The following is a 26,388-nucleotide window of genomic DNA, read 5'->3' as shown; positions in this document are numbered from 1 at the left end:
TGCTTCCTGCTAAAACTGAAGCGGGAAGCCCCCTCCCGCAAGCCGCATCGTTCTTTCCCGAGCTTGTTTCCTCATTCCTTTCCATGAGCCGGGAGCTATCAGCCATTGGCCATCAACAACGGCGGATCGTACAGCTCGGGTGGCTCCAGATCCAGGAGCTGAAAACATGTCGCAGCAATGTTCGTAAGCTTTGGTTCCTTGATTTCGGGGTTGAAGCGAAGGGAGGCGCATTCCCCTGAGGGATCGTAGACGATAAACCACACCGGATTCAGTGTGTGGGCGGTTTTGGCCTTTGGCTTGCCTTCCTCGTTGTATTTGGGTTTGCCTGTTTTCTTGTCCAATTCATACATCTCTTCTGCATTGCCATGGTCTGCAGTGACGACCATGATGCCTCCCGCTTTTTGTGTCGCTTTCATAAGCCTTCCCAGGCAAAGATCCACCGTTTCCACGGCGATGCGCGCAGCCTGGAAAACCCCCGTATGTCCCACCATATCCCCATTGGCATAATTGAGCCGGATCATGTCGAATTTCCCCGAACCGATGGCTTCGACCACACGGTCCGTGATTTCCGCCGCCTTCATCCAGGGGCGTTCCTCGAAAGGCACCCTGTCTGAAGGCACTTCGACGTATTCCTCCAGGTTTGGATCGAGAAGCCCGGACCGGTTTCCATTCCAGAAGTAAGTCACATGACCGAATTTCTGGGTTTCGCTGATGGCCATCTGCCGCATGCCCGCCTTGCAGAGGAATTCCCCCATGGTGTTGCCGATGACGGGAGGTTCCACCAGGTAATTCTTTGGGATATGGGCTTCCGTATCGTATTCCATCATTCCGGCATAGGCGGCATTGGGATAAGGGATGCGCGGAAACTTATCGAAATCGGGCTCTTCGAAAGCGCGGCTGATCTCGATGGCGCGGTCCCCCCGGTAGTTGAAGAAGACGACGGAGTCTCCGTCTTTCACAGGGCCCACCGGGCCGGAACCGTCGGCAACGACAAAGGGAGGAAGATCTTGATCGATAATTCCCGGCTTCTCCTTGCGGTAGGTTTCGATGGCCTCCTGCGCTGAACCGAAAGTGCGTCCTTCGGCCGCCACATGGGTCTTCCAACCCAGCGCGACAATGTTCCAATCGGCCTCGTAGCGGTCCATGGTGACTTTCATCCGGCCGCCGCCACTGGCAATACGGTAATCCACGCCGGCCTGCCGGTTGATCTCTTTCAGGAAGGATTCGAAGGGAATGACATAATCCAGTGCGGAAGTCTCTCCCACATCCCTTCCATCCAACAGAATATGAATTCTGGCTCGCAAGACTTTGTCGTGGAGAGCCAGATGCTTGAGCATGGCTTTCAAATGGTCCAGGTGGCTGTGCACATTGCCATCCGAGAAAAGTCCAATAAAATGCATGGAACCATCGTGCTTGCGGCAAAAATCGATCAAGCGCCGCCAGCCTTTTCCCTCGAAAATGCTCCCGGATGCTATGGCCTCATTGACCAGTCGAGCCCCTTGAGGGAAAAAGCGTCCTGCGCCGATGGCATTGTGTCCCACTTCGGAATTTCCCATGTCGGAATCGGAAGGCAGGCCCACCGCGGTGCCATGAGCTTTCAACAACGTATAGTGGCAGTTGGCGAGAAGCCAGTCCAGGTGAGGAGTATAACCCTGAGAAACGGCATTTCCTTCAGGGTTCGCACGGTAACCGATTCCGTCCATGACGACAAAAGTCAGAGGGCGGGGACGCCGATGCTTGAAGAGAGTTTTATTTTTCATGGGTACCGACCTTTCTATTGGGTTCGAATATCACTTGCAAAAGTCTCTTTCAGCGGGAACTTTTGGGCTGTTCGCCGAGTATGAGAGTAATGTTTTTGCGACTTCCATCCCAGCGAACTACATCGAATTGGATGCGATCCCCCGGCCTGAACTTGCGTATATCCCGAATGACGGTATCGGCATCGCTCACTTTCTTGCCGTTCATCTTGACGATGATATCACCACCCACTACAACAATGTTGTTTCCGATCTGAGCGCGTGAAGTGCCGCCGCGAATTCCCGCCCTGTCGGCCGGACCTCTCGGGACCACTTCCACAACCATCACGCCGGAATCCACGGAAAGCTTCAATGCTTCGGCCATATCCGCCGAGAGGGTCATCAGGGAGATGCCCATCCATGGGTAGGCATAGTAGCCCTTGTTGATGAGTTCGTCGACGACCCGTTTTGCCGTGTCGATGGGAATGGCGAAGCCGATTCCCACATTGGCCCCTGTCGGGCTGAAAATGGCCGTGTTGATGCCGATCATTTTACCGGAGGAATCGATCAGGGGGCCCCCCGAGTTGCCGGGATTGATGGATGCATCGGTCTGAATGATGTCCTCCACCAGCCTTCCCGTCGTGGAGCGTAAGGTGCGCCCGATGGAACTGATGACACCGGTGGTGAGTGTCTGCCCCAGGCCGAAGGGATTTCCTATGGCGACGGCCTTTTGGCCGACCTTCAAGTTGGCTGAGGAACCCATGGGGATCACTACGAGATTTTCTCTTGTGGCGTCAATTTTTACGACGGCAATGTCCGTGTCGGGGTCGGAGCCGATGAGCCTGGCGGTATATTTCTTTCCGTCGGCCAGAGTCACCTCCAGCTTGCTGGCGTCTTCTATGACGTGGTGGTTGGTGAGAATATACCCCCTGGAATCGATGACCGATCCCGAACCAGCCCCTTGTCGAGGGACGACATTGAAAAAGAAATCGTGTTCCAGAACAGTGCTCGTAATGTTCACCACGCCTGGAGCCAGCCGCTCATACAACTCTATGTTGTTCTTTTCGTCCTCCGTCATGGCGGCAGCCGATCCCATCGCGCTTACGACGGCAAAACCCAGGACAAGATGCGTCACGAACCACTTCCTAAACGTACCTGCAGACATATCTCCCCTCCGCGTTTTTTCCATTCCCATCCATTGATCTTCGCAGATTTTTTTTACAGCCGCTTTCGATCCTCTTTCCCTGCTTCAGCGTGGAACTCCGTGGGGTTGCGCTCCAATTCCACGAAATACCGGAGCGTTTCAAGACCACAAAACCTTAACAACTTCATGGCGGATTGGCAAATTATAGCTTAGTGTTTTTGGCCATTAATGGTAGAGTGAATCTCCTGGCAAGGTTATCATGAGCACAAATAATGACTTATGAACGAAATTCTACATTGGAAGCGGATTTTTCCCCTGAGAAGGCTATCTGTTTTTATGCCTTTATCCGATTTTTTTAGAAAAATTGAAAGCCTGACGACTGTATCCGCCTGGACCTGGATCGCTCTCATCTATGCGGGGCAGGCAGTGGGTTCCTTGTTTGTTGCAAAACTGTACCGCATCGATCTGAAAGAACTTGCGTTTTCCATCTCCCTTCTTTTCATGGGGGCTTTCATTGCATGGATTTTTAGAGCCCACGAGCGGCGCAATCGATTGAATCCCTGGCACTGGTGGGTTCCTGGAATTCTCTATGCGGCATTTATTTTCTCTCTTTCCCAGCGGTCTTTTTCCAATGTGAGTCTTTCTTTCAATGCCAGTTTGTTCCATCCGTTGGAATATTTTACCCTTGGAATTTTTTTGTGCTGGGGCTGGTACCCCATCCTGAAAAAGCGAGGGAGATTGAATTTTGCGAGTAGAGTCCTCGCGGCAGGGATCCTTTGGGGTGTGTCGGACGAAATACACCAGGCTTTCGTTCCAGGCAGGACCCCCAGTTTTGTGGATCTGTCTCTGGATCTACTGGGGCTCAGTATGGGCATTGTCATTTTTCTGACGACAGCATACATTCAAAAAAAGATCAAACAAGAAGCTGTTGCACTGAATTGAAATTCAGAAATCCTGTGATATGAAAAACAAAAACAATTTTTCCGGCGGATGAAATCTTTGCCGCTGAGTCACATCATAGAAAAGCTCCAGCGGCTTTTGTGGAAGTTATGATGAACGATAAAAAATTTGCCTGGCAGTCCAAGTCCTTTGAATCTCAGGAAACTTTTTTTCGCCTGATCAAGCCGGAAGACTATGTGCGGGTTGGCATCAATCCTCAGGATGTGCCCATAGGCACATTTGCGGCAGAAGACCATCCCGGTTTTCTCCCCAGCCGGTTTGGGGGAAATGCCTATGGATTGGGTCTGGTCGAACAGAGTGTATTGAGCAGGGCGGATACGGATTTTCTGGAGAGCCTCGACTTTCAAGATTGCGAGGTGATCGGGAGGAACGCCAGGCATCTCAACACCATCTACCAAAAACTGGGACTTCTCATCCGTTTCAGCGAAGCAGGCAAACCCTATTTCCTCATTCCCATCAATCTTGTGGCGCACTCGCTCCAGGAGATCAAAACAAAAGCCGATGAAATCGAAGAACTCATCATCCAACACATCTTCGAAACGCGAACGGAGCGGTTGGATATCGGATTGCTTACGGCAAGCCACGATCTCATCGTTCATGAACTGAGGGCGCGACTGTCGAGCCATCGCATTTTCCTTTTTGAATCCATAGAAAAACTCCGTTCCTGGCGTATTCCCCTGGATGTTGTCATTCTTCCCAAAGATCCCTTTGAATATCTTCTGGAGCAGCAGCTTCCGGGGGCTTCCAAGCGTCCCATGAGCCGTAAGCGTCTTTCCTATTACGCCATGTATCTTGCCGGGAAGATTTACGACATCCTGGAACCCAATGGAAAGATCCATGTGCTGGCGCACTCTCCGGGGCCCCAGGAGGATCAGAGCTGCCATGTTCGGTTCAAGTCCGACGAGGATCTCAAGTTTTTCCTTCTTTTTTCCCATACCTTCAAGACAAAAAAGAAGTATGAAGGCCATTCCTTTCAAGACTCCATGGACATTCATATTTCGGATTTTCACTACTATCTGAACCGATTCGCTTTTTTCGATCCGCACCTCAAAGGCTTGCTCAACCACCACAAACCGGAAGAACTCTCCATCGAGGAAGTCAACGAGCTGCCCTATCTCAACCTCCGGCTGCCGCAAACCTACATGAAGAATCCGGAAAAGCAGTGGAAGAAGGTTTTCGAACTCTATTTCGTCTCCAAAACCCTGAAGCGAAAGTCTCCGAGGCACCATCACCAGTACTGGGAAGAGCGGCTGGAAATGGACCGGGAGCTGCCCGAGAGCCTTTTCGTCTTCGTGGGGACACCACGCCAGCCGGAAGTGGCCCTCGCCGGACTTGAAGAGGACATCAGAGCCTCTGGAATGGAAGGCTGCAGCTTGCCCCTCGTGGCCGAATATCGCAACACCTTTCGCTATGTGCTGGATGTTTTGAAGATTCTGATCGACATCAGAAACAATAAATTTCATGGACTTTCCGAGCTGGAGCGAACTCGGCTGAGCAATCCTTTTCGGAGTCAGAACGAACGGTTCAGCGCTGTGGTGAAGCTCCTCGGCCAACTGAGGCTATTGGAAAAGAGCCGCAATATTCTGAATCCCGATTCCATAGAGGGGCAATTCACTCCCATCCTGGAAAACATCCCCAAGCTTTCCCTGCACGGTTTTTCTCCCGCGCAGCTGAGGGAAATCCTCCTCATCGTGGTGGGTCACACGACCATGAGCCGCATCGTTTTCGGAAAGCTTCCGGCCAAGACGTTGAAGCCGATCACGGATAGGGCCAAGGAGGGGAATCACCAGGAAATTCTCGATCTTCTGCGCGTTTGCCGCCTCATGAGCATGGCCGAAATCGCGGGGGCTTTGGGAGACGCATTCACCCCGGCTCAGGCGAGGGAACTTTATCGACTCTACGACGATGCCATCAATGTGGCCACGGATTCCCAGCTGGATTGGGACAGACTCCACGACTTGCGCATCAGTGCTCTCGGAGGAGTGCAGAACAAAGCCATTCGCGAAATGATGAAGTTTTTCAACCTCTTCGAATTCCTGGACAACTGGAGGGAATTCATGCGCAAGAGCGCTTTTGAAAAAGAGGTGATCTGCGATTACCAGAACGATAAACTGCTCCACCTGGAAAGCGCCCTTGAACTGGCGAGGATTGCCGAGCAATTCAAACAGCTGTTCATGTCCAACTATATTTTCGGCCAGTCTTATTTTTTCCGGCAGTTCCTCGATTCGGAGTTTCACGGAACCGGCCATCTTTTCCCAAAGCTGGGGACTCGGGCAGGATTTATCCTGCTTTGGATCGCCGTGAACTCCTCGGAAAGGCATGTGATCAATTTCAATCCCATTCTTGCGGGAAGTCCGAGGGGCCGCCGCGAACCGCGTATCAATAAGATCAAGGAGACATTGCTGCGTATCCCGATCCAGGAACTGCGTCCCAGTTTTTTTGATGAAATCAAGGCAGCCCTCTCCGATGGCCGCCCCGCTTTCATCTTCGACAGCGGTTTGCGCATCATGCTCAATTCCGCTACCCACGCCATCGATATTTCCTATGTGGACGTCGATGAAAATATTCAGCAAATTGAAGCCTTGCTCTCCCATTTCGAATCCCAGAAGCTGAGAGGGATTTCCCTGAAGAATCTGCAAGAGATGGAACGGCGCTTTTCGGAACTGGCAAGCTTCCACCAGTACCTGCAACGGGAAGGCTGCACCCTCCAATGCGATCTTTTCGAGGGCAAGGATGGTCTAGATGCCAAAGACCGCGAAATCAGCAAGATAGAAGACCGCCTCAAATCCATTCTACAGAGCCAGATTTTCATCCCCGAAGAAATTTATGACAATATCAGCATCCTAGCCAAGCATTGTCCGGATATCCTGCGCTTTTTCCTGCCGGAATTCCATGCTCTTGGAAATCTCCTGGAAAACTGGCCCACCCGCCGGAAGCAATCTTTGGGGAGCTATGTCATGCGGTGTCTTGGAAAATTTCAGGCGCTGGTCCTCAAGGACCGGAATGCCTTTCAAGATCCCAACACGTTCTACCAGTTCGCCAAGCAGGAATTCGGCCCGCTTGCTGAAGAGGGAATCGGAGCCTCGCACGCCCAGATGGATATCCTGGAATACCTGGTGGAGCGCATTCAGCAGCAGGCCTCACTCTACCAGTCTTTCACCCTGGCACTTCTCTTTCAGGAGATCGGTAAAATCGAAGGCTATTGCGTCGATGCCCAGGAAGGGAACTCGACAGCCCACTGGACCCATGCGGAACAGGGGGCCTTCGTGCTCCAGGAGACCCATCTATTGGACAGGTATAAGCTGGATCCTCAAGTAAAGCGGATGGTGATCCACCTGGTCCGCCATCACGGTTTAGTCGGCCATGTCGTTCAGGGCGAAGAGCCCATCATCGCCCTTGAACGCTATACGGCGGAGCGTGACGAACTGCTGCTGGACGCATTTGTACTTCATTCCATACTGGCCGCTTCAGCCGTACAGGAAGGTCTCATGGTATCGGACCTTCTGGACAACTTCCTCTTCTACAGGTCTGTGGCCCTTGAAATCATCCGGTCTCGAAGCGATTGGAAAGAGTGGCTCAGAGCGTTCCTGAGAGAAAAGGGAGCGACAGTGCTACCTGATTTTCAGCTGATCTGCCCTGATCTGCAGGAGGTACTCTCGGATCAAATGCGTGCTTGTGGGTTTGTGGAGGGTGATCTGGAAGACCCGGCCCTCTGGCGGGGGCGGCAGCGAGCTGCCTTCGAACGCCTTTTGAGGCTTATGGGCGTCATGTGGGTGGATTATGCCGACCTGCAATTGCATCTCCTGAAAAGGCCCGTAAGTTTTATCTATCACAAGAAAAAACTCACAAGTGTCGGATTTGCGACTTTCGAAAAACAGCTTTTGCAGGCCAAAGAGCTTTTCGACATTCTTTCTTCTCTGAGCCACGAAGTCCGATTTTATCTCCTCTATTGCCTGGATCATCTTGGAGGAGGGATGCGGATCTACGATTTCACCCCCCTTTCCCGGTTCCTGGAAACGGAGGAATGCATCAAAATGCTCCTCATTGCTTTTCAGGCCTTTCACTATCATTTCGGAGTGGAAGAAAAAGGCGGTCTCATCAATTTAAGGGAGTTGAGCCGGAATATCGAACGGAGGCATGAAGTCCTCCTGAATGCTCTTCGCGAGTTCCCGTTTCCTCAGCACTGCATCGAGGATGGAAAGGCGATCCTTTTCCCGCAAGGCTACGGCCAGCTCTACTTTCACTCGAGCGCCAACGAAAAAGCCGTCCGGGCCAAATATCACGATGCCGTTCAGTTCGATCTCATGGTAAAGTCCCTGGCAAACATCTGGAATCATGCCGATCTGGTGAGGCGCTACCAGGGCATGATTCAGGAGCTCCAGGAAAAGCTGCCTTACGATACGAAAAATTTCGAAGAGGAGCTGGAAAAAGCTTTCGAGGAGCAGAAGAAGAAAATCAGTGAACAGATACTGAAGGCGTTTCAGTCTCGCCTGAACAAGGCTTCAAATTTTCTGGAATTTTACGAAATACAGAATGAAATGCAGGAAAAGATCAGGGACTTGCATCTCTCTGAGGAACAGCAGTTCCTTTTAAAAGAAATGTTCGAATTCCACCGTTCCCGATTGAGAGACATTTATCTGGGTTCCATTTACCTGGAAATCAATTCCCTCGACTCCAAGGAGAGCATCCTGAACTACTGGAAGAAACTGAAGTACGAACTCTTTTCTTACCGTTCCTATGTAGGCAAGGAATACGAATCCCTCATCGCCCAATACCTGGACCAAAAGATGAACGAGTGATCTTCCTGCCCCTGACTTCTCCCTCAGCCCCATGGCCTATCACGGCATGGAACATGCCTGTTTTAAAGCGATGATTTTGAACCTGAAAACACGGCTTTTCCCAGTTGACAGTTGGCACAGTTGGCAGTGCCCCCAGTTGGGGTAGTTGATCCAAGAATGGCGGCATCGCCGTGGAAGACGGTGTTATCCCTCTGTTTGAACACACTCCCTGCGTCGCTCCCAAAGATCCATCCTCATCAAAAAACATGTATTGCAGAAGGGTCGATGCTAACCCTCACCTCTGTCCTTTCCTGTAGGTTCCTCTCGAACAAATCTCTTTTGGTGAGCACTGCCTTGAAAAGGAGGTTTCCCCTTCGGATGGAGACTTCAAGATAAAGCCCCCGATCGATCCTTTCGCACAACTCGCCATGAAAAACGTTGGCATTGCCTGGAGAAGAGCTTTCCACACCGATCAAAACATCTTCGGGCCGGATGGCAATGTAGTCTTTATGTCCGTCGGGTGGCCTCGACAGGTGGAGTTCCAAATCATCCAGCAATGCTCTGGCGCCGTTGAAGCCTGCCCGAAAGACGTTCTTCATCCCTACGAACTCTGCTACGAAAGGTGAGGATGGCTTGTTGAAGACATCGGAAATGGGGCCGACCTGCTCGATTCTCCCATTGTTGATAATGGCCGACCGTTCACTGAGAAAAAGTGCTTCAGAAAAATCATGGGTGACCATCAGGAAGGTAATTTTGAGCTCCCTGTGCAGTTTTTTGAGCAGTTCACGGATCTCCTCCCGAAAATTGGGATCGAGGGCCGAGAGGGGCTCGTCGAGAAGGAGGAGAGACGGACGGACGGCAAGGGCACGGGCAAGGGCCACGCGCTGTTTTTCGCCACCACTCAGAGTGGGCGGAAAACGATTCAAGAGGGATCTTATCCCCAGACGCTCCACGAGCCAATCGACCCAGTCTGAAGATTCCTCGGGATCGATCTTCCTGTAACGGAGCCCATAGACAACATTTTCCTTCACCGACAGATGGGGAAAGAGGGCATAGTCCTGATATACGATTCCGACACCACGCTTTTCAGGCGGGAGGCGGGTGACATCCCGGCCGTCAAGGCAAATACAGCCGCCATTGATGGGTGATACTCCGGCAATGGCTTCGAGGATAAGGGTCTTTCCAGCTCCGGTGGGACCAAGAAGGGTGAAAAACTCCCCATTGCGGACGGAGAGATTAATATTGTACAGCGCAAAGCTGGAAAGCTCCATACTCAGCCCATCGATCTCGATCATGTAGACTTCTCCCTCACCGACGACACCAGCCTCAGAGCCAGGAACAGCAGAAGGCAGACGAAGATAAGCCACACCGCTACAGGCTGGGAATACCTGATCCCGTAGGCAGTGAAGCGCTCGTAAATCATCACGGGCGCAATCATCGGGTGATAAGCCACGATGATGACCGCACCGAACTCGCTGATGGCCCGCGCACAGCACAGGATCAAACCGACCAACATGCTCCGCCGGGCGAGAGGAAAAGTCACCCGAAAAAAAGTTTGCGCAAGGGAGGCTCCGAGGCTCCTCGAGACATTTTCCAGGCGTGCCGGAACAGCTTCGAATCCCGCCTTTACCGCGTTCACATAAAAGGGCAATCCGACGAAGGTGAGGACCGTTACGATGCCGGTAACGGTGCCCATGAGGTGAATGCCGGCTTCCTGCATGAGCCTGCCGAGCCAGTGATTCCTGCCCGCGAGGCTCAATATGGCTATTCCTATGATCGGGTGAGGGATCATGATGGGAAGATCGATGAGGCTTTCGATGAATCCTTTTCCATGAAACCGCCTGCGGGCAAGAAGGTAGGCAAACGGGGTCCCGATGATAAAAGAGACGATGGACGCAAGGCTCGAGGTGTAGATGCTGAGCCCGATAGAACGAATAACATCCGGATCTTCGAGCGCCTTCCAGAGATCGCGAAACGAAGGCTGCAAGATCATCTCAGTCAGGGGCAGCACAATGAACACCACAACAGTGGTACTGCAAATGAAAGCGGCCCAGAAGAAGGGATCGACTCGTCTGGGACGATCCTCAGCCCGCAATCCAGTTTCGTTTTTCAACGTTCCCCCTAATTCTTGATCTCTACCAGTTTCTGCAAGGATGCAGGCAGCTTATCTTTCATCTTCTTCGTGGGCACTCTGGCCGGGACAAATGGGGGCTGTCCCAGCTTTTCGAGGATCTGCGCTCCCCCCTCAGGGTCAAGCATGAATTCCACGAAGGCCAGGGCGGCCTCCCGGTTAGGGGCATTCTTGATGATCGTCACGCCGTAGGTGCACGAATCTCCCGTCCGCGTCACGGTCTTGCCGGGTTCGTCGCCGCTCACCTCCACTTTTGCCTGCTTGTAGAAATCATCATATTTGTAGTTGCCGAGGTTGATTTCATCGGGAAGCTTGATGTATTTGAGATCGTGCTGTACCGCCACGGAGAGGTATTCCCAAGCGTAATCCATATTTCCGGTCTTCAGGAGCGAAACCAGCTCCACCGATTTCGGGCGGATGTTTTCCTTCGGACGATTTGCGAGTAACCGGTCGTCGAGGCCCTGCTGCTTGTAATGCTTCTCTGCCAGTTGGAGGACCATAAGAGCCCTGTAGCCACAGGGATCCAAATTGGGATCGGAATGCCCCCAGACCACTCCCTCTCTACCCAGAATTTCGTACCAGTTGTCCGCATTCACTTGATCGGCGTACTTGCTTTTATCCGTGTAGCAGAGCACCAGCTGATTCGTGGCAAACCTGACATTCCAATCAGCATGCTGGGGAATCAGTATTTTGTCGATGACGGCAAAATCCGCTGAAGCCATAATATCCGCCGGTTTGTTCAATTCGGAAATCATGCGAGCCATCTTTGTACTGCCGCCGGCTTCCAGCAGCACATCCACCTTGGGATACTTTTCCTCGAAGAGCTTTTCCATCTTTTCAAACGGTACACTCAGACTGCCTGCAATGAAGACAATGAGTCTCCCTTGAGGTTCCGCTCCTGCAGGAAAAGCAAACGCCAGCATTGCAAAGAGAAACATGGCAAGGACCACTGCCTTCCCAGGAAACCTCTCATGCCTTGTCATTCCCATTTCGCACCCCTTTCCTTTCTTCCGTCAGATTCACCCACAAACGAGACAGCAGAGCCAACACATGTTTTTATGCCATAAAAGACATATATACTGCAACCCCAATCTTGCAACTACCCTTGGCTGATGAGCTTTTCTCTATTCGCATATATATTGTGCGGAAGAAGGGGGACTTTATCCCTCCCTCCTTGAGGGGGAGAGAGGGGTGTGGGTTTTTCAAAATGAGAATTGCTGTCCTGGAAAAATGCAATATTGACATGATCTATGCTATGATGTTTTTTGAAGAATGAACGCAGGAGCGCCAGCATCGGCACACAGGTATGGATTTTGTAAACCTGCTCCAAAAAGAGACGCCTTATGACTGAAACCGCCAAGAAAAGAGCCACATACGAGGACCTGTATTCCATCCCTGGGAACATGATCGGAGAAATCATCAAAGGAAAGCTCACAGTAACGCTCTTGAAAAGCGATGCTATCATGAACCATGAGCTATGATGCATGAGCTTTTTTCATATAAATTGTCATTCCGGGGGCGGCACCCCGCACGATGAAAACAGCCTCCGGACGTCTATTTTCTAAGTATAGGTCCACATTGAAAAGTGAACAAAATCCACTTGCCGTCACCCCGGCGAAAGCCGGGGTCCAGAAAAGCTTAATTGACCTGGATTCCGACTTTCGTCGGAATGACGCTGGATAGCCTCCACCGATTTTGTACACTTGTTTGTGTGGGGCTACACTAAGTGATACTCCAGCGCTAACATTGAAACGGGTTGATGCTATGGTGAAAAAGATTCGGAACTGCATCCGTGCCGATCGCATCTCATCGCTTTGGAGGATGATTCACCACCATGTACGGCATGCGTTTTCAATCTGCCTGCTGGTCCTTTCGTGCTCCTCCTGGGCCTGGTGCCCTGCAAACGCTGCTGAGGAAGCAATCAAAAAGACCCCGATAGACCGCCTCAACGAGCTCGGCTATGGTACCGTTTCGGGAAAACTGCAGCTGCTGACCATGGGGCGTGGAGGAAACCTGAGATCACCCGATATCGACGAGGACGCCTACTCTTCGTCCCTGGCCTTCAGCCTGAATTACAAGACTCCAACTTATCAGGGTGTTTCCCTGGGTGCGCAGTTCATCCATGCGTGGGACCTGGGGGAAGGCGGCACCATCGATATTGAGGAAGGCCCGGCATGGTTCCTTTCCAATAGCGGCTTTACGCTTCTAAACGATGCCCATATCGACTATAACTTTACCCATCTCGGTCTGGCAAAGACGCTGCTTCGGGTCGGACGCATCCCACTCAACCTGGACTTCGCACCCTCCTACGCCATCCGTCAAAAAGAGCAGGCCTATGAAGCAGTGACGCTCTCCAGCCAGGACATTCCCGGCGTGGACCTCAGCCTCGGGCACATTGAACGTTACAGCAGCTGGTCCTCCCGTACCCGGACGGATTCCAACGTTATCACCTATGAATTTATCGATGTCGCAGATACCGAGAATGTACCCTACTCGACCAGCGGGATGCAGTTCGCTTCGATTGCCTACAACGGCCTTCCCCATACCTCGCTGACCGTTTATGATTTTTTCGGGCAGGACCTTTATAACACGGCAGGCTTCAAAGCAGCCTACACCATCGGCTCCGGTGATTCCTTCCAGACGATTCTGAAGGCCGGCTACAGCAACCAACGCGATGTCGGTTGTTTCAGCAGCGACGGCGGCGGAGAAGTGGAATCGGATGTTTACGACCTGTCGATCCAGTTCAAGATCGGAGATTTCTCGCTCGAGCCCGGTTTTTTTGGGGTAGCCGGCGACGAAGCGAAAAACAATTACCACGTTCCCTTCCGTACAAACTTCACGGTCGATCCACTGATGATGTGGTACCCGCGTGTCTTCGGGGGCGGCAGCGATTCATTCTATCTCAAAAGCACATACAAATGGCGAAACACCAGTTTCTATATGCTCTACGTACTCACGAAAACCGCCGAATTCATCGATCATGGATCTTTGGACCAGGAAATCGATCTCGTTGTCGGCCAAAAGCTGTGGACACACTGGAGCGTTGCGATCAAGGGCGCCTATGGTGTCCGGGATGTAGGTATCGGCAGCGACTGGCATGAAAGTGACTTGAGGCTTTTCATCGCGTACAATTTCTGATTCGGCGCCTTCGCCACACTGGTACATGGCGAACTGAAGGATTAAGGCTTCCGGCCGGGCGGCCCGAGGACTTCGATCTCTATTGGAGCCTTCCCCACGATATGCGTGGAACAGCTCAGGCATGGGTCGTAGATCCGGATGCCGTGCTCGATGCGGTTGAGGAACCCCTCGGTGATTTCCGTTCCGTTGCTGTAAGCCAGGGCAATCTGCCGAATCGTCCGGTTCATGGCCAGGTTGTTGTGGCCGGTGGCCACCACCAGGTTGACATGCTGCAGCAGGCCGTTTTCGTCCACATGGTATTCGTGAAAGAGCGTTCCTCTTGGAGCCTCGATGGCCCCGATTCCCACTCTCTGATTCACTCCCGCCTGGCTGCGCACGGGAAGCCGCGTGAGATCGGCGTCTCCCAGCATCTCTGCGATCTTTTCCAGGCAAAAGAGGATTTCAATGAGCCGCGCGTAATGATAGTGAAAGCTTCCCGTGACCGGCTTTCCTGCTTTGCCGAACCTCCGGAACTGGCGCAGCTCGCGGTCGGCGCGAGGCGTCCCCGCAAAATCGCAAACGTTCAACCGCGCAAGCGGCCCCACCCGGTATTGCCCTGCTTCCACCCCGCGAGGTTTGTAATAGGGAAACTTGAGATAGCTCCAGGGTTCCACGGCTTCGGCGAAAAGGTCCCCGTAGCGCTCCGGCAGCACACCGTCTTCCAGTATTTTGCCCTCCTCGTCCATCACCCGCAAGAGTCCGTCATAGTGTTCCAGGCCGCCCTGGGGGGTCACCAGTCCGACGAAAAGGCTGGGGAAGTCGCCGTAACGCCCTATTTCCTCCCCTAACCGGTCGTACCGCTCCTTCAGAAGGTCCAGGGTGAGTTCCACGATGTCGAAGGCTTCGGGAAGCATTTGCTGGATGGGGTTGAGGGCTTCGGGATCGAGAGGGGAGCGGACGCCTCCCGGTACGGCAAAGTTCGGATGGACGCTCTTGCCTCCCAGAACGCGGATGATTTCCTGGCCTACATGCCTCAGGCGAATCCCGTTTCGCACCACTTCCGGGTGAGTCTGCATGAGTCCCATGACATTGCGCCTGGCCGGATCGCTTTCCATGCCGAGGATCAGGTCCGGGGCGCTCAGGTGGAAGAAACTCAAAGCATGGCTTTGAAGGATCTGCGCCCAGTGGATCACCCGCCGAAGCTTTTGGGCCGCATCTGGAATCCGGACTCCTAGGAGGACGTCACCGGCCTTGGCCGATGCCAGCATGTGGCTGACCGGGCAGATGCCGCAAATACGGGACGTGAGCTCCGGCATTTCCCAAAACGGACGGCCTTCGCAAAACTTTTCGAAGCCGCGGAATTCCGTCACATGGAACTTCGCATCGACCACCCGCCCTGCTTCGTCCAGGTGAATCGTGATTTTTGCATGGCCTTCGATACGGGTCACGGGATCAATGGTCACGATTTGCGTCATGCTGCACCTCCTGAGGTCACGAACATGGAGCGATGCTCACCCCGGTGGACAAAAATCCCCAGCAATTCTCATCTTGAAAAACCTCCCCCTTACCCCCTCGAGGGGGGGAAGGTTTGGGGAGTGAGTCGCTCTTGAAATCCCCCATTTACCACGGAGGCACGGAGGACACAGAGAAAAGCAATTATTCTCCATGCCGGGAGTCGGCATGGAGAATCCTGTCTGCCGCCTCCGCGGCAGACAGGATCATCTCTTCACTCTGTGTCCTCCGTGCCTCCGTGGTTCGACTACAGTTTTTTTAAGTAAAAAAACAATAGCTTACAAAAAAATCTTGTCAAAAAAAACAAGAAACCCGGGGTTAGTAGCACAGAGAAATTCCATAAAAATTCCAAAATCATCTCCGTGCCCTCCGTGTCTCCGTGGTGAACAACGGGATATTGGAATCCGCAAACTCCCTTTGCGAAAAAAGAATTCCAGCGGCAACGTTTACCCGAACCGCCGCATGGCTTCGGGAAGAACGAGCGGTTCGCCTCGAACGAGGGCCGTCACGGCCGCAAGGATGCTCTGAGGACCGGGGGGACATCCGGGAAGAAAAACATCCACGGGAACCACCCGGTGCAGGGGCAAAGCGGAAGGAAGGAGCCGGGGGACCCATTCCTTCTCATCGAGCCCTGCCGGATCGAGCCCTGGAAAATCCATTCCTCCGGCATACACGGTTCGCACCATCGCCTCGGAATCCAGGCGGTTGCGAAGGGCGGGCACATTTCCCGTAACGGCGCAGTCCCCCAGGGCCACCACCACCCGGCTCCGCTCGCGCAACGTCCTGGCCAGCGCCAGTTGCTCGACGTTGCCCACCGCTCCCTCAACGAGCACCACATCCACTCCCTCGGGAAAGCGCTTGTGGTCCGCCAGCGGACTGAAGACGAGTCGAACGTGCTTTTCCAGTTCCAGTAAATGCTCGTCCAGGTCCAGAAAGCTCATGTGGCAGCCGGAACACCCGGAGAGCCAGACCGTCGCCAGGCTTACCTTTTCATTTTTGAATTCGGTCATCCTGCCTCCTTTCGCCCTTTCACCAGCGCCAGATGCGCTTCTGACGGCCTTCCAGGATGCGGAGCAGGAAATCCGGCCGCTTCTCCACTCCGCCCGCAATGTTTTCCCGTGCAACGATGGCTCCCGTCGGGCAGACCTGGACGCATTTGCCGCACCCGGTACAGCTGCGGCTGCTCCCCCAGGGCTGATCGAGATCCACGATGATGCGGCTCTGCACTCCACGTCCCATGAAATCCAGGGTATGAGCCCCTTCCACCTCGTCGCAGGCACGCACGCAGCGCCCGCAGAGGATACACCGGTTGTGGTCCAGGACGAACCGGCCGTGGCTGGCGTCCACAGGAAGATCCGGATGCAGCGGTTCGTACCTCACGTGGTCGATGCCGAGCCGGGCCGCCAGGGCCTGCAGCTCACAGCGGCCATTCACCGCGCAGACGGAACAGACGTGGGTGCGTTCAGCCAGGAGCAGTTCCACCAGCATTTTCCGATAGCGGACGAGGCGTTCGGTATGAGTCCGGATGTTCATACCCTCCTGGACAGGGGTCACGCAGGCGGCCAGCAGCCGGGACGTCCCTTCCGCCTCCACCACGCACAGCCTGCAGCCTCCCCGCTCACTCAGTCCGTCCAGGTGGCAGAGGGTCGGAAGGTCCACCCCGTTCTCCCGGATGACCTCGAGCAGGCTCTGCCCTTCACGGGCGCTGATGAGCTGGTTGTTCAACGTGAGCGTCACGACTCCCATGGCATGTCCTTTTTCAGTGAAGATAAAAGAGGGGTATCTTCCCCCGGCTTTGGGGTCAATTTCCCAGGTCACAAACCCCGGCGGGGCAGCGCCGCTCCCGGATGTGGGCTTCGTATTCCTCCCGGAAATGACGGAGGGTGCTCAACACGGGATTGGGAGCCGTCTGCCCCAGTCCGCACAGGGAGGTTTCCTTGAGCAGCATACAGAGATCCTCCAAACGCTCCAGATCTTCGGGGACAGCTCTGCCGCCGGTGATGCGATCGAGGAGTCGCACCATCTGCACGGTGCCGCTCCGGCAGGGGGTGCATTTGCCGCAGCTTTCGTCCATGCAGAATTCCATGAAAAACTTGGCCACATCCGGCATGCAGCTGGTGTCGTCCATGATGATGAGCCCTCCTGATCCCATGATGGACCCCAGTGCTTGAAGGTTTTCATAATCCATGGGGGTATCCAGGTGAGCCGCCGGAATGCAGCCTCCGCTCGGCCCACCCGTTTGAGCGGCCTTGAAGGCACGTCCTCCCGGAATGCCGCCCCCGATATCGAAGACGATTTCCCGAAGGGTTATCCCCAGAGGAACCTCGATGAGGCCCGTCCAGGAAACTTTTCCGGCAAGGGCGAAGACTTTGGTCCCCCTGCTCTTTTCGGTTCCGTACCCGGCATACCATGTGCCGCCCCGCTGGATGATGGGGGGAATGTTTCCGAAGGTCTCCACGTTGTTGATGAGGGTCGGCGCGCCCCAGAGGCCCCGCTGGGCGGGATAGGGAGGCCGTGGAACGGGCTGGCCGCGCCGCCCCATGATGGAGGCCATGAGGGCCGTCTCCTCACCGCACACGAAAGCTCCGGCCCCTATGCGGATGTCGATACGGAAATTGAAACGGCTCTCGAAAATGCGATGACCCAGGAGCCCCCGCCGTTCGGCCGCCCGAATGGCCCGTTCCATGCGCTGGGCCGCAAGAGGATATTCCCCGCGCACGTACACGTAGCCCTGCTCGGCTCCCACAGCGTAGGCGGCAAGAGCCATTCCTTCCAGCACCCGGTGCGGGTCCGACTCCATGAGAGTCCGGTCCATGTACGCCCCCGGGTCGCCTTCGTCCCCGTTGGCCACCACGAACTTGCGCTCGCCGGGAGCCTTGCGCATCAGATTCCATTTGACACCCGTGGGATACCCGGCCCCTCCGCGGCCCCGAAGACCGCTTCGCACGACCTCCTCGCACACCTCTTCCGGAGTCATTTCACGCAGGGCATGGGCGAGAGCGCTGTACCCTCCCTCCCCCACATAGCTTTCCAACCGCTCGGGGTCCACCCGCCCGCTTCCCGAAAGGACAATTTTGGTCTGCTTGCTGAAAAAGGGGGAATCCTCCGCGATCCGCCATTCTTCGGGGAGAGTCGTGGAGCCGGGGGCTGCGTGTGCTTCGACCAGACGGGCAGCCTTTTCCGGGGTCATGCGTTCATAGAGCGTTTCCTCACCGTTTTCCGCGATCACCCGAACGAGAGGTCCACGGCTGCACGGCCCCATACAGCCCGCACCCACCACTTCCACTGAAGCCTCGAAATTCCGCGCCGCGACAGCCTGCTTGAGGGCCTGCTGCACGGCGCCGCCCCCGGCGGAAAGGCAGGGGGTTCCGGCGCAGCACAGGAATCGGCATCGAAAGGCCTGCTGCCGGCTGCGCTCGGCTTCCGCCATGGTTTGAAGTTCCGTACGGTTCATTGTTTCTCCTCACCTTCAGAGGGGTTCGACGCCGTCTGCGGCAAAGGGGTTTCCGCCCCGCCCAGCACCGCTTCCACACGGGCCACGGCGTTTTCGGGAGATTGCCGGCCGAGGATGTCTCCATCCAGCACCACCACCGGGGCCAACCCGCAGCTTCCCAGGCAGCGTGTCGTGGTGAGGGTAAGCTCCCCACCGGCCGTGGTCTCGCCAGCCTTGACGCCGAAACGCTTTTCCAGAGCTGCAAGGATTTCGGCCGATCGCCCCACGTAACAGGCGGTTCCCAGGCAGACGATACAGTGGTGACGCCCTTTGGGGGCCAATGAAAAGAAGTGATAAAAGGTCGCCACCCCATAGACCCAGCTCAGAGGAAGCTGCAGCCGTCGCGCGACATAAGTCAGCACGTCTTCGCGCAGATAGCCGAAGCTTTCCTGGGCTGCCGTCAGCACTTCGATGAGCGCATCCTGCTGAAACTGGTGGCGTTTCATGACTCGGTCGATGACCTTGAAGCGCGAGTCGCCGCTTTCGTGGGGGCTGGAAAGATTGGAAGACTGAGAAGGTGGTGCATTGAGCGCAGCCATGGATGTTATCCCTTCACTCCGGACAGGGAAACTGTCCTCGAAGATTGTCACATTGACCACGGAGACACGGAGATTTCATTTGAAAGTCTTTCTCTGTGGCCTCCGTATCTCCCGTGGTTCAGATAAAATCCGACAATCTCAAGTTATCTGCGTCTCCATCCACTCCAAACGGGAATCCCCTGGGCGTCCCGAAGCGTCAGCACCTCGTCGCCTTTTTTGACTTCGGCGGCAATCAGGGCGGGCTTTCCCTCAAAGGTAATCCGCGAACCTTTTACTTCGATCTTGTCTTTCGGTTCGATCTTCACGTCTTGATTTTCGAGGTACCAGGCGGGTCCGAGATGCACGGAAATCGTCTCTTTATCGGTCTTCACGACGGCATGGAGGCCGTAACCCATGCCCTTCATGGGCGTGATCTTGTCAACGGAAACAACCTCGCCGCTGATGGTTTCCACGGTCTGAGGGTTGTACATCCTGGCGTAAGGCGCTCCAGGTCCCCAGCCGCCTCCGCCTTTCCACATGCCATGGTGCTGCGCCAATGTGTCGGTTGCGGCAAAGAAACTGAACATTGCCATCACGGCAATCAATGTCATGAACCTTTTCATCGCGTTCCTCCCTGGTTTGAGAATCATGCAAGTCAAGGAATACCCGGTTTCCACCCTAGCTTCTTTACTCGATGTCATCCCTCCTTTCCACCGGCCCACTCGCCGGCTGCACCTATTGAGTCCGCCTGTTTGCTATGCCAGGCCCAGGAGAAAGAGCCCCGGCGACGCTTAAAACATCACGGCAACCCAGGCGATGAAGAGAACGACAACCCAGGCGCAACACAATGCCCAAAGCGCTTTTTGCCAGTATTCCCCCAAATAGCTCTTCGTGGAATTGACCACCCACGTCCAGTTGAGCCACACATGCAGGACCAATAGCCCCAGCATGAAGAGGGAAAGGTACAGATGGATATCCCCCCACTGGTGCCGGTGCAGTCCCATGAAATACTTCGAGGCTTCGGGTCCTTTGCCGGTAGGAATGACAAAAGCGAGCAACAGTCCAATGGCGGTAATGGAACAGAGGTCCACAAAGAGCAGTGCATCTAACAGGTACTTCCAGTCGTTTTTCTTCATAGTCGGATTCCATACCTTTCCTTCATGTTTTGTTACAGTGCACCTTATCGCCTGAATATCAACCCCGGAAACCGCGCCATGTTGCGGCATTCAGCCTGCGGGATAGTACAACCTTGAAAAAAAGATACCCTCCCATGAGCAAAAATACGGCATCGCGAATCAGGTAGGCCGCCGTCGCAGGGTCTCCCTTTGTACTGGTGCTGAAGCACCCGCAGTGGACATCCAATCCGCGGGCCAGGTTGAAGAGGAGAGCGCCAAAGAAGGTCAACAACAGGACATTGACCAGAGTGACGGCCCCGGGAAGCCACAATCCGATGATGAGGCAAAGGCCCAACAGGAGCTCCAGCCAGGGGAGTATGATGGCCGTGACATTGATGAGAGAATCGGGAAGGATCTGATACTTGTAGATCGCTTGTGCGAAGTCGGCGGGATGATAAATCTTGTCCGCGCTCGCGATGAGGAAAATCACACCCAGGACCAACCGGGCCCAGAATTCAGGCGTTTTTTTCAAAAGGCCGCTGAAAACAGGAACAGCGTTCGAAATGAACGCCATGCTGCGCGCCTGGGAACCATGCGAGGAGCTCTCGCGTGTATGCTCCATTTTTCCTCCTCGAACCGGATCGAGTCATGCTCGCAATGGTTGATATACTGTAAACGGTTAAGACCTTGACTTCTGTAAGTTTTGTAGAAGCGTCTTCCAGGCGCGATTTTTTTGGGAGCAGGCTATTTTCGTCGCGGCTGGAAGACGCTCCTACAGTGTCATCAAGAAGTCAGGATCTCATCCGCACGGAATATAATTACACTTTTATATGAAAAAAGGCTCATAGTTCATAGCTCATGGCTCATAATAATATCGCTTTTCAAGAGCGTTTCTCGCTTTCCCTATTGCTTTGCATATCTTTACCTTTTTTTCATTTTTCGCTGTGATCGTTCCGGTCATGGAAGTTGATCATCAAAAGTTTCAATTTTATTTTATCCGTGTAAAAAGCATAACACGGGCCGGCTGTGATGGCCAGCGTGGCCGGAGCAATTCCCCGGCTTTCCCTGGAAAGACAGCCCATATCAAAACTTTGAAATGCACCGGGCAATGCCCGGCAAAAAAATTATACCCCATATCCGAAAATGGTAAAAGGGCACTTGAAACCTCTGATTGTTTGAACCCATCCCGATTCCTATTTCCCAAGCCAGCTTCGAATTTCTTCCTTGCTTGGGACTTTTCCCGAGACCTTCACTTTTCCGTCGATGACCACCGCCGGCGTGCTGAAGACTCCCTGCCTGGCGATTTCCGCCAGGTCCGCCGCATACTCCACCACGGCATCCGAACCCACACCCTTGATAAATTGGCAAGCATCAATACATTCCTTATATTGATGTTCGTCAATTTATTTTGTCTGTTTTTTTGAGATGCATCGAAAGTATCTTGTAATCGTTATAATTTTAGATCAGTCATCCTGCAGGGAATGTTTTCGGACGGGCTGATTTCAGGAAGGCGGGAATCCCTTTTACGGAGCCGGAAGTCGACTCTATAAATTTATTGATGAAAATATATTATTTAAATCCGGACAACACAGGGGATTGATCGTGAAGGCGGAAATCGAAAAGATCCTCCGGGCAGACAACACCGCCTGCAAACGCAAAACCGTGGAAGCAACTCGATCTCAGAGGCTGTCTGAAAATTCCTTTGCTTGGGAGCTGAACCTGCTTCGATTCCCCCTTGAGGGGAGCAGGGGGGTGTAAGGTTCAGAAAACATTCCACGGCCGCCTCAAGGCTTCGGTCGCACTCTTCGCGTTTCAGGCGGCATCTTTCAATGAAATATCATCCACTTTGCCGCTGCCTCTCACCGTGAAGCCGTTCACTTTCAGAATCTTGAGTCCCGGCTGCGCCCTTTCCAGGTCGGCCTGCAGGTCCCTGACGAAGGTGCGCCACGCGCCGTCCGCAGCGCGCTTTCCCAGACCGAACTGAACGATTTTGCCTTCGCCCAGCGGATCGCGGTTGACGGGGCTGTAACGCAGAGACCGATAGCCCTGGTCCGTTTCAACATCGACGGCAACAACGAAAGAGTCGTCAAAACTCATGCTCCATTCCAGGACAAACCGGCTCGCATTGGACCACTTGGAATAGTCTTCGGATCTCAACCTGAAGGCATTTTTCATGCCCGAACCGCTCAACTGCACCACCCGGCTCTGCCGCCCGGAATCGTAGATATTGGTGATTTCCGCGCCCTTTGGAGTCAGATCCACAACTTCCCACCCCTCGATGCCGCCGTCTTCTCCATCCTCGTAGAGCGTTGAAGGGATGATATCCGGTTGAGTGGAAACGAGAAGATTGTCGATATTCAGGACCTGCATTCCCTGCTGGATGGCAAAGACGTGCTCCCCCTTTTGCAGGTAGAAAGCATGAGGCTCGCCGGAATCGCCCTCACGCACCCGGTCCCAGATCCAGCCCCCCTCCCCACCCACTGCCGTGGTCCATTCGAATTCTTCGCCATAATCCATGAAGACCCGGAACCGGTTTTCACCTGCACGAGCGCACATGAGCCGCACCAGGACAAAGTAATAGCCCGAATAGGGCGCATTGAATTTGAACTCCGCGACCCCGCTCACAGCCGCCTTCCCGACGACATTCGCTTTAGCACCGGGAATGCGCACGTACCTGCCCCCGGAAGCCATCTCATTTTTCACCCTAACGGCAGGCGAAACCAGTTCCCCCCTTTCGGCCTCGCAGTATACTTTCACTGGCTTTCCGACAGTGATGTTCACGGTGGCCACATTGGAACAAGATTTGCCGTCACTTACCTTGAAGGCGAATGAATCGCTGCCTTTGGCGCCTGTAGCAGGAGTGTAAAGAAAGGAGCCCGTGGAGGCATTCTTGAGTATTACCCGCCCCTTGCCGGCACTCCGGACGATTTGAAACGAGAGGGGATCGCCGTCGGGATCCACGCCTTTGAGAACCCCTTCGATTTCGACACCGGAGCGGGTACTCAGCGTCATTCCCGTGGCAATGGGCGCACCGCCCCCGGCAGCGTCCCCGGAAGGTACGGTATATGAAATTTCTTTCGAAAAATCGCTTTCATTCCTAGATCGATCGTAGGCCGTGGCTGCGAAGTAATAGGTCTTTCCCTCTTTCAGGCCGGAAACCACGCACTTCGTTTTGAGCCCCGCATCCACCACCGAAGTATAGTTCCCGCTCGACACCCCATAATAGACCTTGTACCCCGCCAGAGTCGGCTCCGTATTGGCATTCCAGGCGAGCTTCACCTGTGCGGCCTCGATCGGAACAGAGGTGAGGAGCAAAATGATGGATGAAACCAAAAGACTGAAGCGGAATCCAGCAAAACGAGGATGCGCAAACCGGGGGGCAACGAAAAAACACCTACACATTACGGCACCTCCTGAGTGCCCGTCCACCTCCTTCTCCCCTTCGACCGGGTCGATGGATTTTGGAACAGGCACTCGATACAAATGATCAGAGCCGCATGAGATACAGCCCTTCTGGAGATGCCGTATCTCCTCGGCAACCCTGCCGCCCTACCCCGTCAAACCGGAGCTTAGGCCAGTGGCTTTGCGTCCCGCCCTTTCGAGCGGTTTGCCTTTTTCGGGAGAATTTTTAATCCCTGCTCATTTCCTTGTGATGCGTCGGCATTCGATCCAAAAAACATGAGCGAATTTATGGAATCCGCCCCCGATCGATTTGATAAACATTGTGTTATATCTCTTAATTTATTAATAGTATTAAAATAAATAGATTTAATATTGCCGCATTAAAAATTTTTATTTATTATCAACAGCAAATATACAAACGGAATCTTTTGCAACCCCCCTTAATAATCTTCACCACAGAGGGCACGGAGAGAGGGTCGGACTTGGAGATCGGGAGATCATGGAACGGCATGAATAACTTTGGTGATCCAACAAAAGAACTGTACTCATCCCCTTTTACGATTTTTTGTGGTATATATTTAAAGCTACAAACAAGAACATCCGATATACAAAGCAACTGCGTCAGAGAATGAATTTTTCAGCGGAATAAAGAAGCGGCCCATGCGATGAAAAGAACCGTCATTGGCGAACGGGATTTTTTGACTCGATAAGAGGCGGATGGGAAACGGAAAATGAGAAACTGGTATTGCATTTATGTCAAGCGAGGGCATGAGGATGCTGTCAGTACCAAGCTCACCGACCTGCAGCAGATCGAAGTGCTCAATCCCAAGATTCGCAGGAAAAAGTTTCTCAGATCCAAATGGAGGGATGTTCAGGAACCTTTATTCCCTTCCTATATCTTTTGCAAACTGGAACCGGAGCGGCATTTCCACCTCGTCAGGTACACGCGCGGAGTCAGGCGGCTGGTCGGCAACCGGGCCGGCGTCCCCTATGAAGTCCCCATGGACATCATAGATTTCATGGAAGACCACATGCGGGACGGCTTCATCGTTTTCGATCAACCCAAATTGCAGGCCGGAGACAAGGTCCGCGTTCAAGACGGACCCTTCTTGGGACTCGACGGCGAAGTTCTCTTTGAAATGAAGCCAAACGAAAGGGTCATGGTGCTGTTGACCAACCTGGAACTTCACGCCAGGGTGGAGCTGCCGAGACAACTGGTCGCGAAAATATGACGCGGCAGCCCGGTTTTTTTCGATATTTTTAAACTGTACAATGGGTTTCCGTCCGGTGCTTAGTACCCCAACGCACTAATTACGCGGCCATTTGCACGGATTTTGGAGCGAACTTGGCCACGAGCTTTGTTTTCGTATAGGTCCACTTTATGGGTTTTGGATGTCTGTTGAGCTCATCAAAGTAACCCATAAGCATTTGTGAAAGCTCCTTTTTGTCGTTGAAGTCGTTGGGAGTGAGTACATCCCTTGTAACCTTACTGAAGATGATCTCAACCTGATCGAGCCAACTGGCATATGTGGGAAGCCAGTAGATACGAACATTAAAAGAAAGGTTGAGAGAAGCAATCCATTTGCCCAGTTGTTTGGGTGCATGCGTAGAGCCATTGTCCAGAATGAGATCAATAACCTTGAATCCCTTGACAATGGCTGAAGAAAAGAAACTCAGAAGAAAGGTTTTGAACTCCGCGAAGCGCTTGCGAGCGAAGGTACGGGCGAAGGTGATTCCATTGGCGACGATAAGAGCACAAAACAGCTGTAATGCTCCCATCCGTTTGTATCGGGATGCCACGTGAACGGGGTGTTCGGCTATGGCGGGTTTGGTCTCGTGAAGAGGTCTTCTTGCTTGAATGGAGGTCTTCTCATCGATACAAACGGAAGCTTCACCCTGCTGGAACAACTGGGGAGCGTTCTCATAGAGATCCAGGACTGGAGACGCTTTCTCAACGAATTTTGGATCAGGAGATTTTTGCCATAGATGATATTGCCAGGGTTTGATCTTGTCCTGTTTCAGCCAAAGACGAATAGTGCTCGGGGCAATGTGGCTGACGATTCCTTTTTCTTTGGCGACTTGACAAAGCTTCTCTCCAGACCAGCGTTGCCATGGCTTGCCATGATCACACGGTTTCGAACAGGCCAACAAGGTGATCTGAGCCCTCACGGCAGAAGGATGCTTTCTTGGGGCTCCGGGTCGGGGGTGGTTTTTGAGGCTACCTTCATTGACCCATCTGTTGCGGAACTTCTTAACGGTGGATGGCCTGCATCCGACTTCATCAGCGATCTGCCGGATGCTCCATTCCGGGTGCTCATGCGATAGGAGGAGGATACGAGCCCTTACAACCTCCGCATAGGGTTTTGTGTAGCTCACTCTCAGATGTTTCAATACTTTCCGTTTCTCTGGAGGAATGTAGATGCAGTATTTGTGTTGAGGTCCAGGCATGGTTGTACTCCTCTCCTGTTTGTTGCCTTCTTAT

The 26,388-nt window shown here is 53.6% G+C and carries 21 protein-coding genes and 1 riboswitch; of the genes, 5 read left to right on the top strand and 16 right to left on the bottom strand.

From position 1 onward, the window contains the following. Positions 1-98: 98 nt before the first annotated feature. Positions 99-1,760, bottom strand: a complete 1,662-nt coding sequence (gpmI, locus tag QMG16_RS16650; protein WP_281796053.1) for a 2,3-bisphosphoglycerate-independent phosphoglycerate mutase — start codon at positions 1,758-1,760, stop codon at positions 99-101. Positions 1,761-1,809: 49 nt separating this feature from the next. Next, positions 1,810-2,901 carry a S1C family serine protease gene (locus QMG16_RS16645; protein WP_281796051.1) on the bottom strand — a complete coding sequence of 364 codons (1,092 nt, stop codon included), beginning with the start codon at positions 2,899-2,901 and terminating at the stop codon, positions 1,810-1,812. Positions 2,902-3,216: 315 nt separating this feature from the next. On the opposite strand from QMG16_RS16645, the gene QMG16_RS16640 reads away from it, so the two are divergent. After that, positions 3,217-3,822 carry a VanZ family protein gene (locus tag QMG16_RS16640; protein ID WP_281796049.1) on the top strand — a complete coding sequence of 202 codons (606 nt, stop codon included), beginning with the start codon at positions 3,217-3,219 and terminating at the stop codon, positions 3,820-3,822. Positions 3,823-3,929: 107 nt separating this feature from the next. Then, positions 3,930-8,639 (top strand): hypothetical protein, encoded by a 4,710-nt coding sequence (locus tag QMG16_RS16635; RefSeq protein ID WP_281796047.1) that lies wholly within the window; start codon positions 3,930-3,932, stop codon positions 8,637-8,639. A gap of 236 nt (positions 8,640-8,875) precedes the next feature. Here the strand turns inward: QMG16_RS16635 and QMG16_RS16630 are convergent, their stop codons facing one another. From QMG16_RS16630 to wtpA, 3 genes are read right to left on the bottom strand one after another with little or no spacing between them, the layout of a single operon-like run. Then, positions 8,876-9,913: an ABC transporter ATP-binding protein gene (locus tag QMG16_RS16630; RefSeq protein ID WP_281796046.1), complete on the bottom strand. Its 1,038-nt coding sequence runs from the start codon at positions 9,911-9,913 to the stop codon at positions 8,876-8,878. Further along, positions 9,910-10,731, bottom strand: coding sequence for an ABC transporter permease (locus QMG16_RS16625; protein ID WP_281796044.1), 822 nt, complete (start codon positions 10,729-10,731; stop codon positions 9,910-9,912). Before QMG16_RS16625 ends, QMG16_RS16630 begins: the two co-directional genes overlap by 4 nt. Positions 10,732-10,739: 8 nt before the next feature. Beyond that, positions 10,740-11,738: a tungstate ABC transporter substrate-binding protein WtpA gene (gene wtpA / locus QMG16_RS16620; RefSeq protein ID WP_281796040.1), complete on the bottom strand. Its 999-nt coding sequence runs from the start codon at positions 11,736-11,738 to the stop codon at positions 10,740-10,742. Between the two features lie 354 nt (positions 11,739-12,092). Between wtpA and QMG16_RS16615 the strand changes: the two genes are divergently transcribed. Then, positions 12,093-12,230 (top strand): hypothetical protein, encoded by a 138-nt coding sequence (locus tag QMG16_RS16615; protein WP_281796039.1) that lies wholly within the window; start codon positions 12,093-12,095, stop codon positions 12,228-12,230. A gap of 283 nt (positions 12,231-12,513) precedes the next feature. Continuing rightward, a complete protein-coding gene (locus tag QMG16_RS16610) occupies positions 12,514-13,887 on the top strand; it encodes an OprD family outer membrane porin (protein ID WP_281796037.1) in 1,374 nt (457 codons plus the stop codon). 41 nt (positions 13,888-13,928) lie between these two features. On the opposite strand, the gene QMG16_RS16605 is transcribed toward QMG16_RS16610, so the two are convergent. The 10 genes from QMG16_RS16605 to QMG16_RS16560 form a co-directional block, all read right to left on the bottom strand. Next, entirely contained in the window at positions 13,929-15,341 is a 1,413-nt protein-coding gene (locus QMG16_RS16605) for a Ni/Fe hydrogenase subunit alpha (protein WP_281796035.1), read from the bottom strand. Between the two features lie 483 nt (positions 15,342-15,824). Continuing rightward, positions 15,825-16,388: an NADH-quinone oxidoreductase subunit B family protein gene (locus QMG16_RS16600; RefSeq protein WP_281796033.1), complete on the bottom strand. Its 564-nt coding sequence runs from the start codon at positions 16,386-16,388 to the stop codon at positions 15,825-15,827. A gap of 19 nt (positions 16,389-16,407) precedes the next feature. After that, entirely contained in the window at positions 16,408-17,124 is a 717-nt protein-coding gene (gene hoxU, locus QMG16_RS16595) for a bidirectional hydrogenase complex protein HoxU (RefSeq protein WP_281796031.1), read from the bottom strand. Positions 17,125-17,179: 55 nt separating this feature from the next. Beyond that, positions 17,180-18,832, bottom strand: a complete 1,653-nt coding sequence (locus QMG16_RS16590; protein ID WP_281796029.1) for a NuoF family protein — start codon at positions 18,830-18,832, stop codon at positions 17,180-17,182. Beyond that, on the bottom strand, positions 18,829-19,410 hold the full coding sequence (gene hoxE, locus QMG16_RS16585) for a bidirectional hydrogenase complex protein HoxE (RefSeq protein WP_281796028.1): 582 nt from the start codon (positions 19,408-19,410) through the stop codon (positions 18,829-18,831). The genes QMG16_RS16590 and hoxE overlap by 4 nt, the downstream gene beginning before the upstream one ends. 143 nt (positions 19,411-19,553) lie before the next feature. After that, positions 19,554-20,012 (bottom strand): MamS/MamX family magnetosome protein, encoded by a 459-nt coding sequence (locus QMG16_RS16580; protein ID WP_281796027.1) that lies wholly within the window; start codon positions 20,010-20,012, stop codon positions 19,554-19,556. Between the two features lie 168 nt (positions 20,013-20,180). Beyond that, complete coding sequence (locus QMG16_RS16575) at positions 20,181-20,525, bottom strand: DUF4405 domain-containing protein (RefSeq protein ID WP_281796025.1); 345 nt, start codon at positions 20,523-20,525, stop codon at positions 20,181-20,183. A 58-nt stretch (positions 20,526-20,583) separates the two neighbouring features. Further along, positions 20,584-21,126 (bottom strand): MauE/DoxX family redox-associated membrane protein, encoded by a 543-nt coding sequence (locus tag QMG16_RS16570; protein WP_281796023.1) that lies wholly within the window; start codon positions 21,124-21,126, stop codon positions 20,584-20,586. Positions 21,127-21,697: 571 nt separating this feature from the next. Then, a complete protein-coding gene (locus tag QMG16_RS16565; protein WP_281796020.1) occupies positions 21,698-21,853 on the bottom strand; it encodes a thioredoxin family protein in 156 nt (51 codons plus the stop codon). Between the two features lie 463 nt (positions 21,854-22,316). Beyond that, complete coding sequence (locus QMG16_RS16560; protein ID WP_281796019.1) at positions 22,317-23,906, bottom strand: Ig-like domain-containing protein; 1,590 nt, start codon at positions 23,904-23,906, stop codon at positions 22,317-22,319. A 129-nt stretch (positions 23,907-24,035) separates the two neighbouring features. Beyond that, a riboswitch (cyclic di-GMP riboswitch) is annotated at positions 24,036-24,126 on the bottom strand. Positions 24,127-24,637: 511 nt separating this feature from the next. Between QMG16_RS16560 and nusG the strand changes: the two genes are divergently transcribed. Continuing rightward, positions 24,638-25,138, top strand: a complete 501-nt coding sequence (gene nusG / locus QMG16_RS16555; RefSeq protein ID WP_281796018.1) for a transcription termination/antitermination protein NusG — start codon at positions 24,638-24,640, stop codon at positions 25,136-25,138. Positions 25,139-25,217: 79 nt separating this feature from the next. Here nusG and QMG16_RS16550 read toward each other — a convergent pair whose 3' ends face one another. Next, the gene (locus QMG16_RS16550) at positions 25,218-26,354 is read right to left on the bottom strand and encodes an IS630 family transposase (RefSeq protein WP_281792982.1); all 1,137 of its coding nucleotides are present in this window, start codon (positions 26,352-26,354) and stop codon (positions 25,218-25,220) included. Between the last annotated feature and the right edge of the window lie 34 nt (positions 26,355-26,388).

The organism is Desulforhabdus amnigena, assembly GCF_027925305.1.
Lineage (GTDB): Bacteria > Desulfobacterota > Syntrophobacteria > Syntrophobacterales > Syntrophobacteraceae > Desulforhabdus > Desulforhabdus amnigena.
Note: the sequence above shows the minus strand (reverse complement) of the source record. Positions and strands in the feature narration are given on the sequence as shown.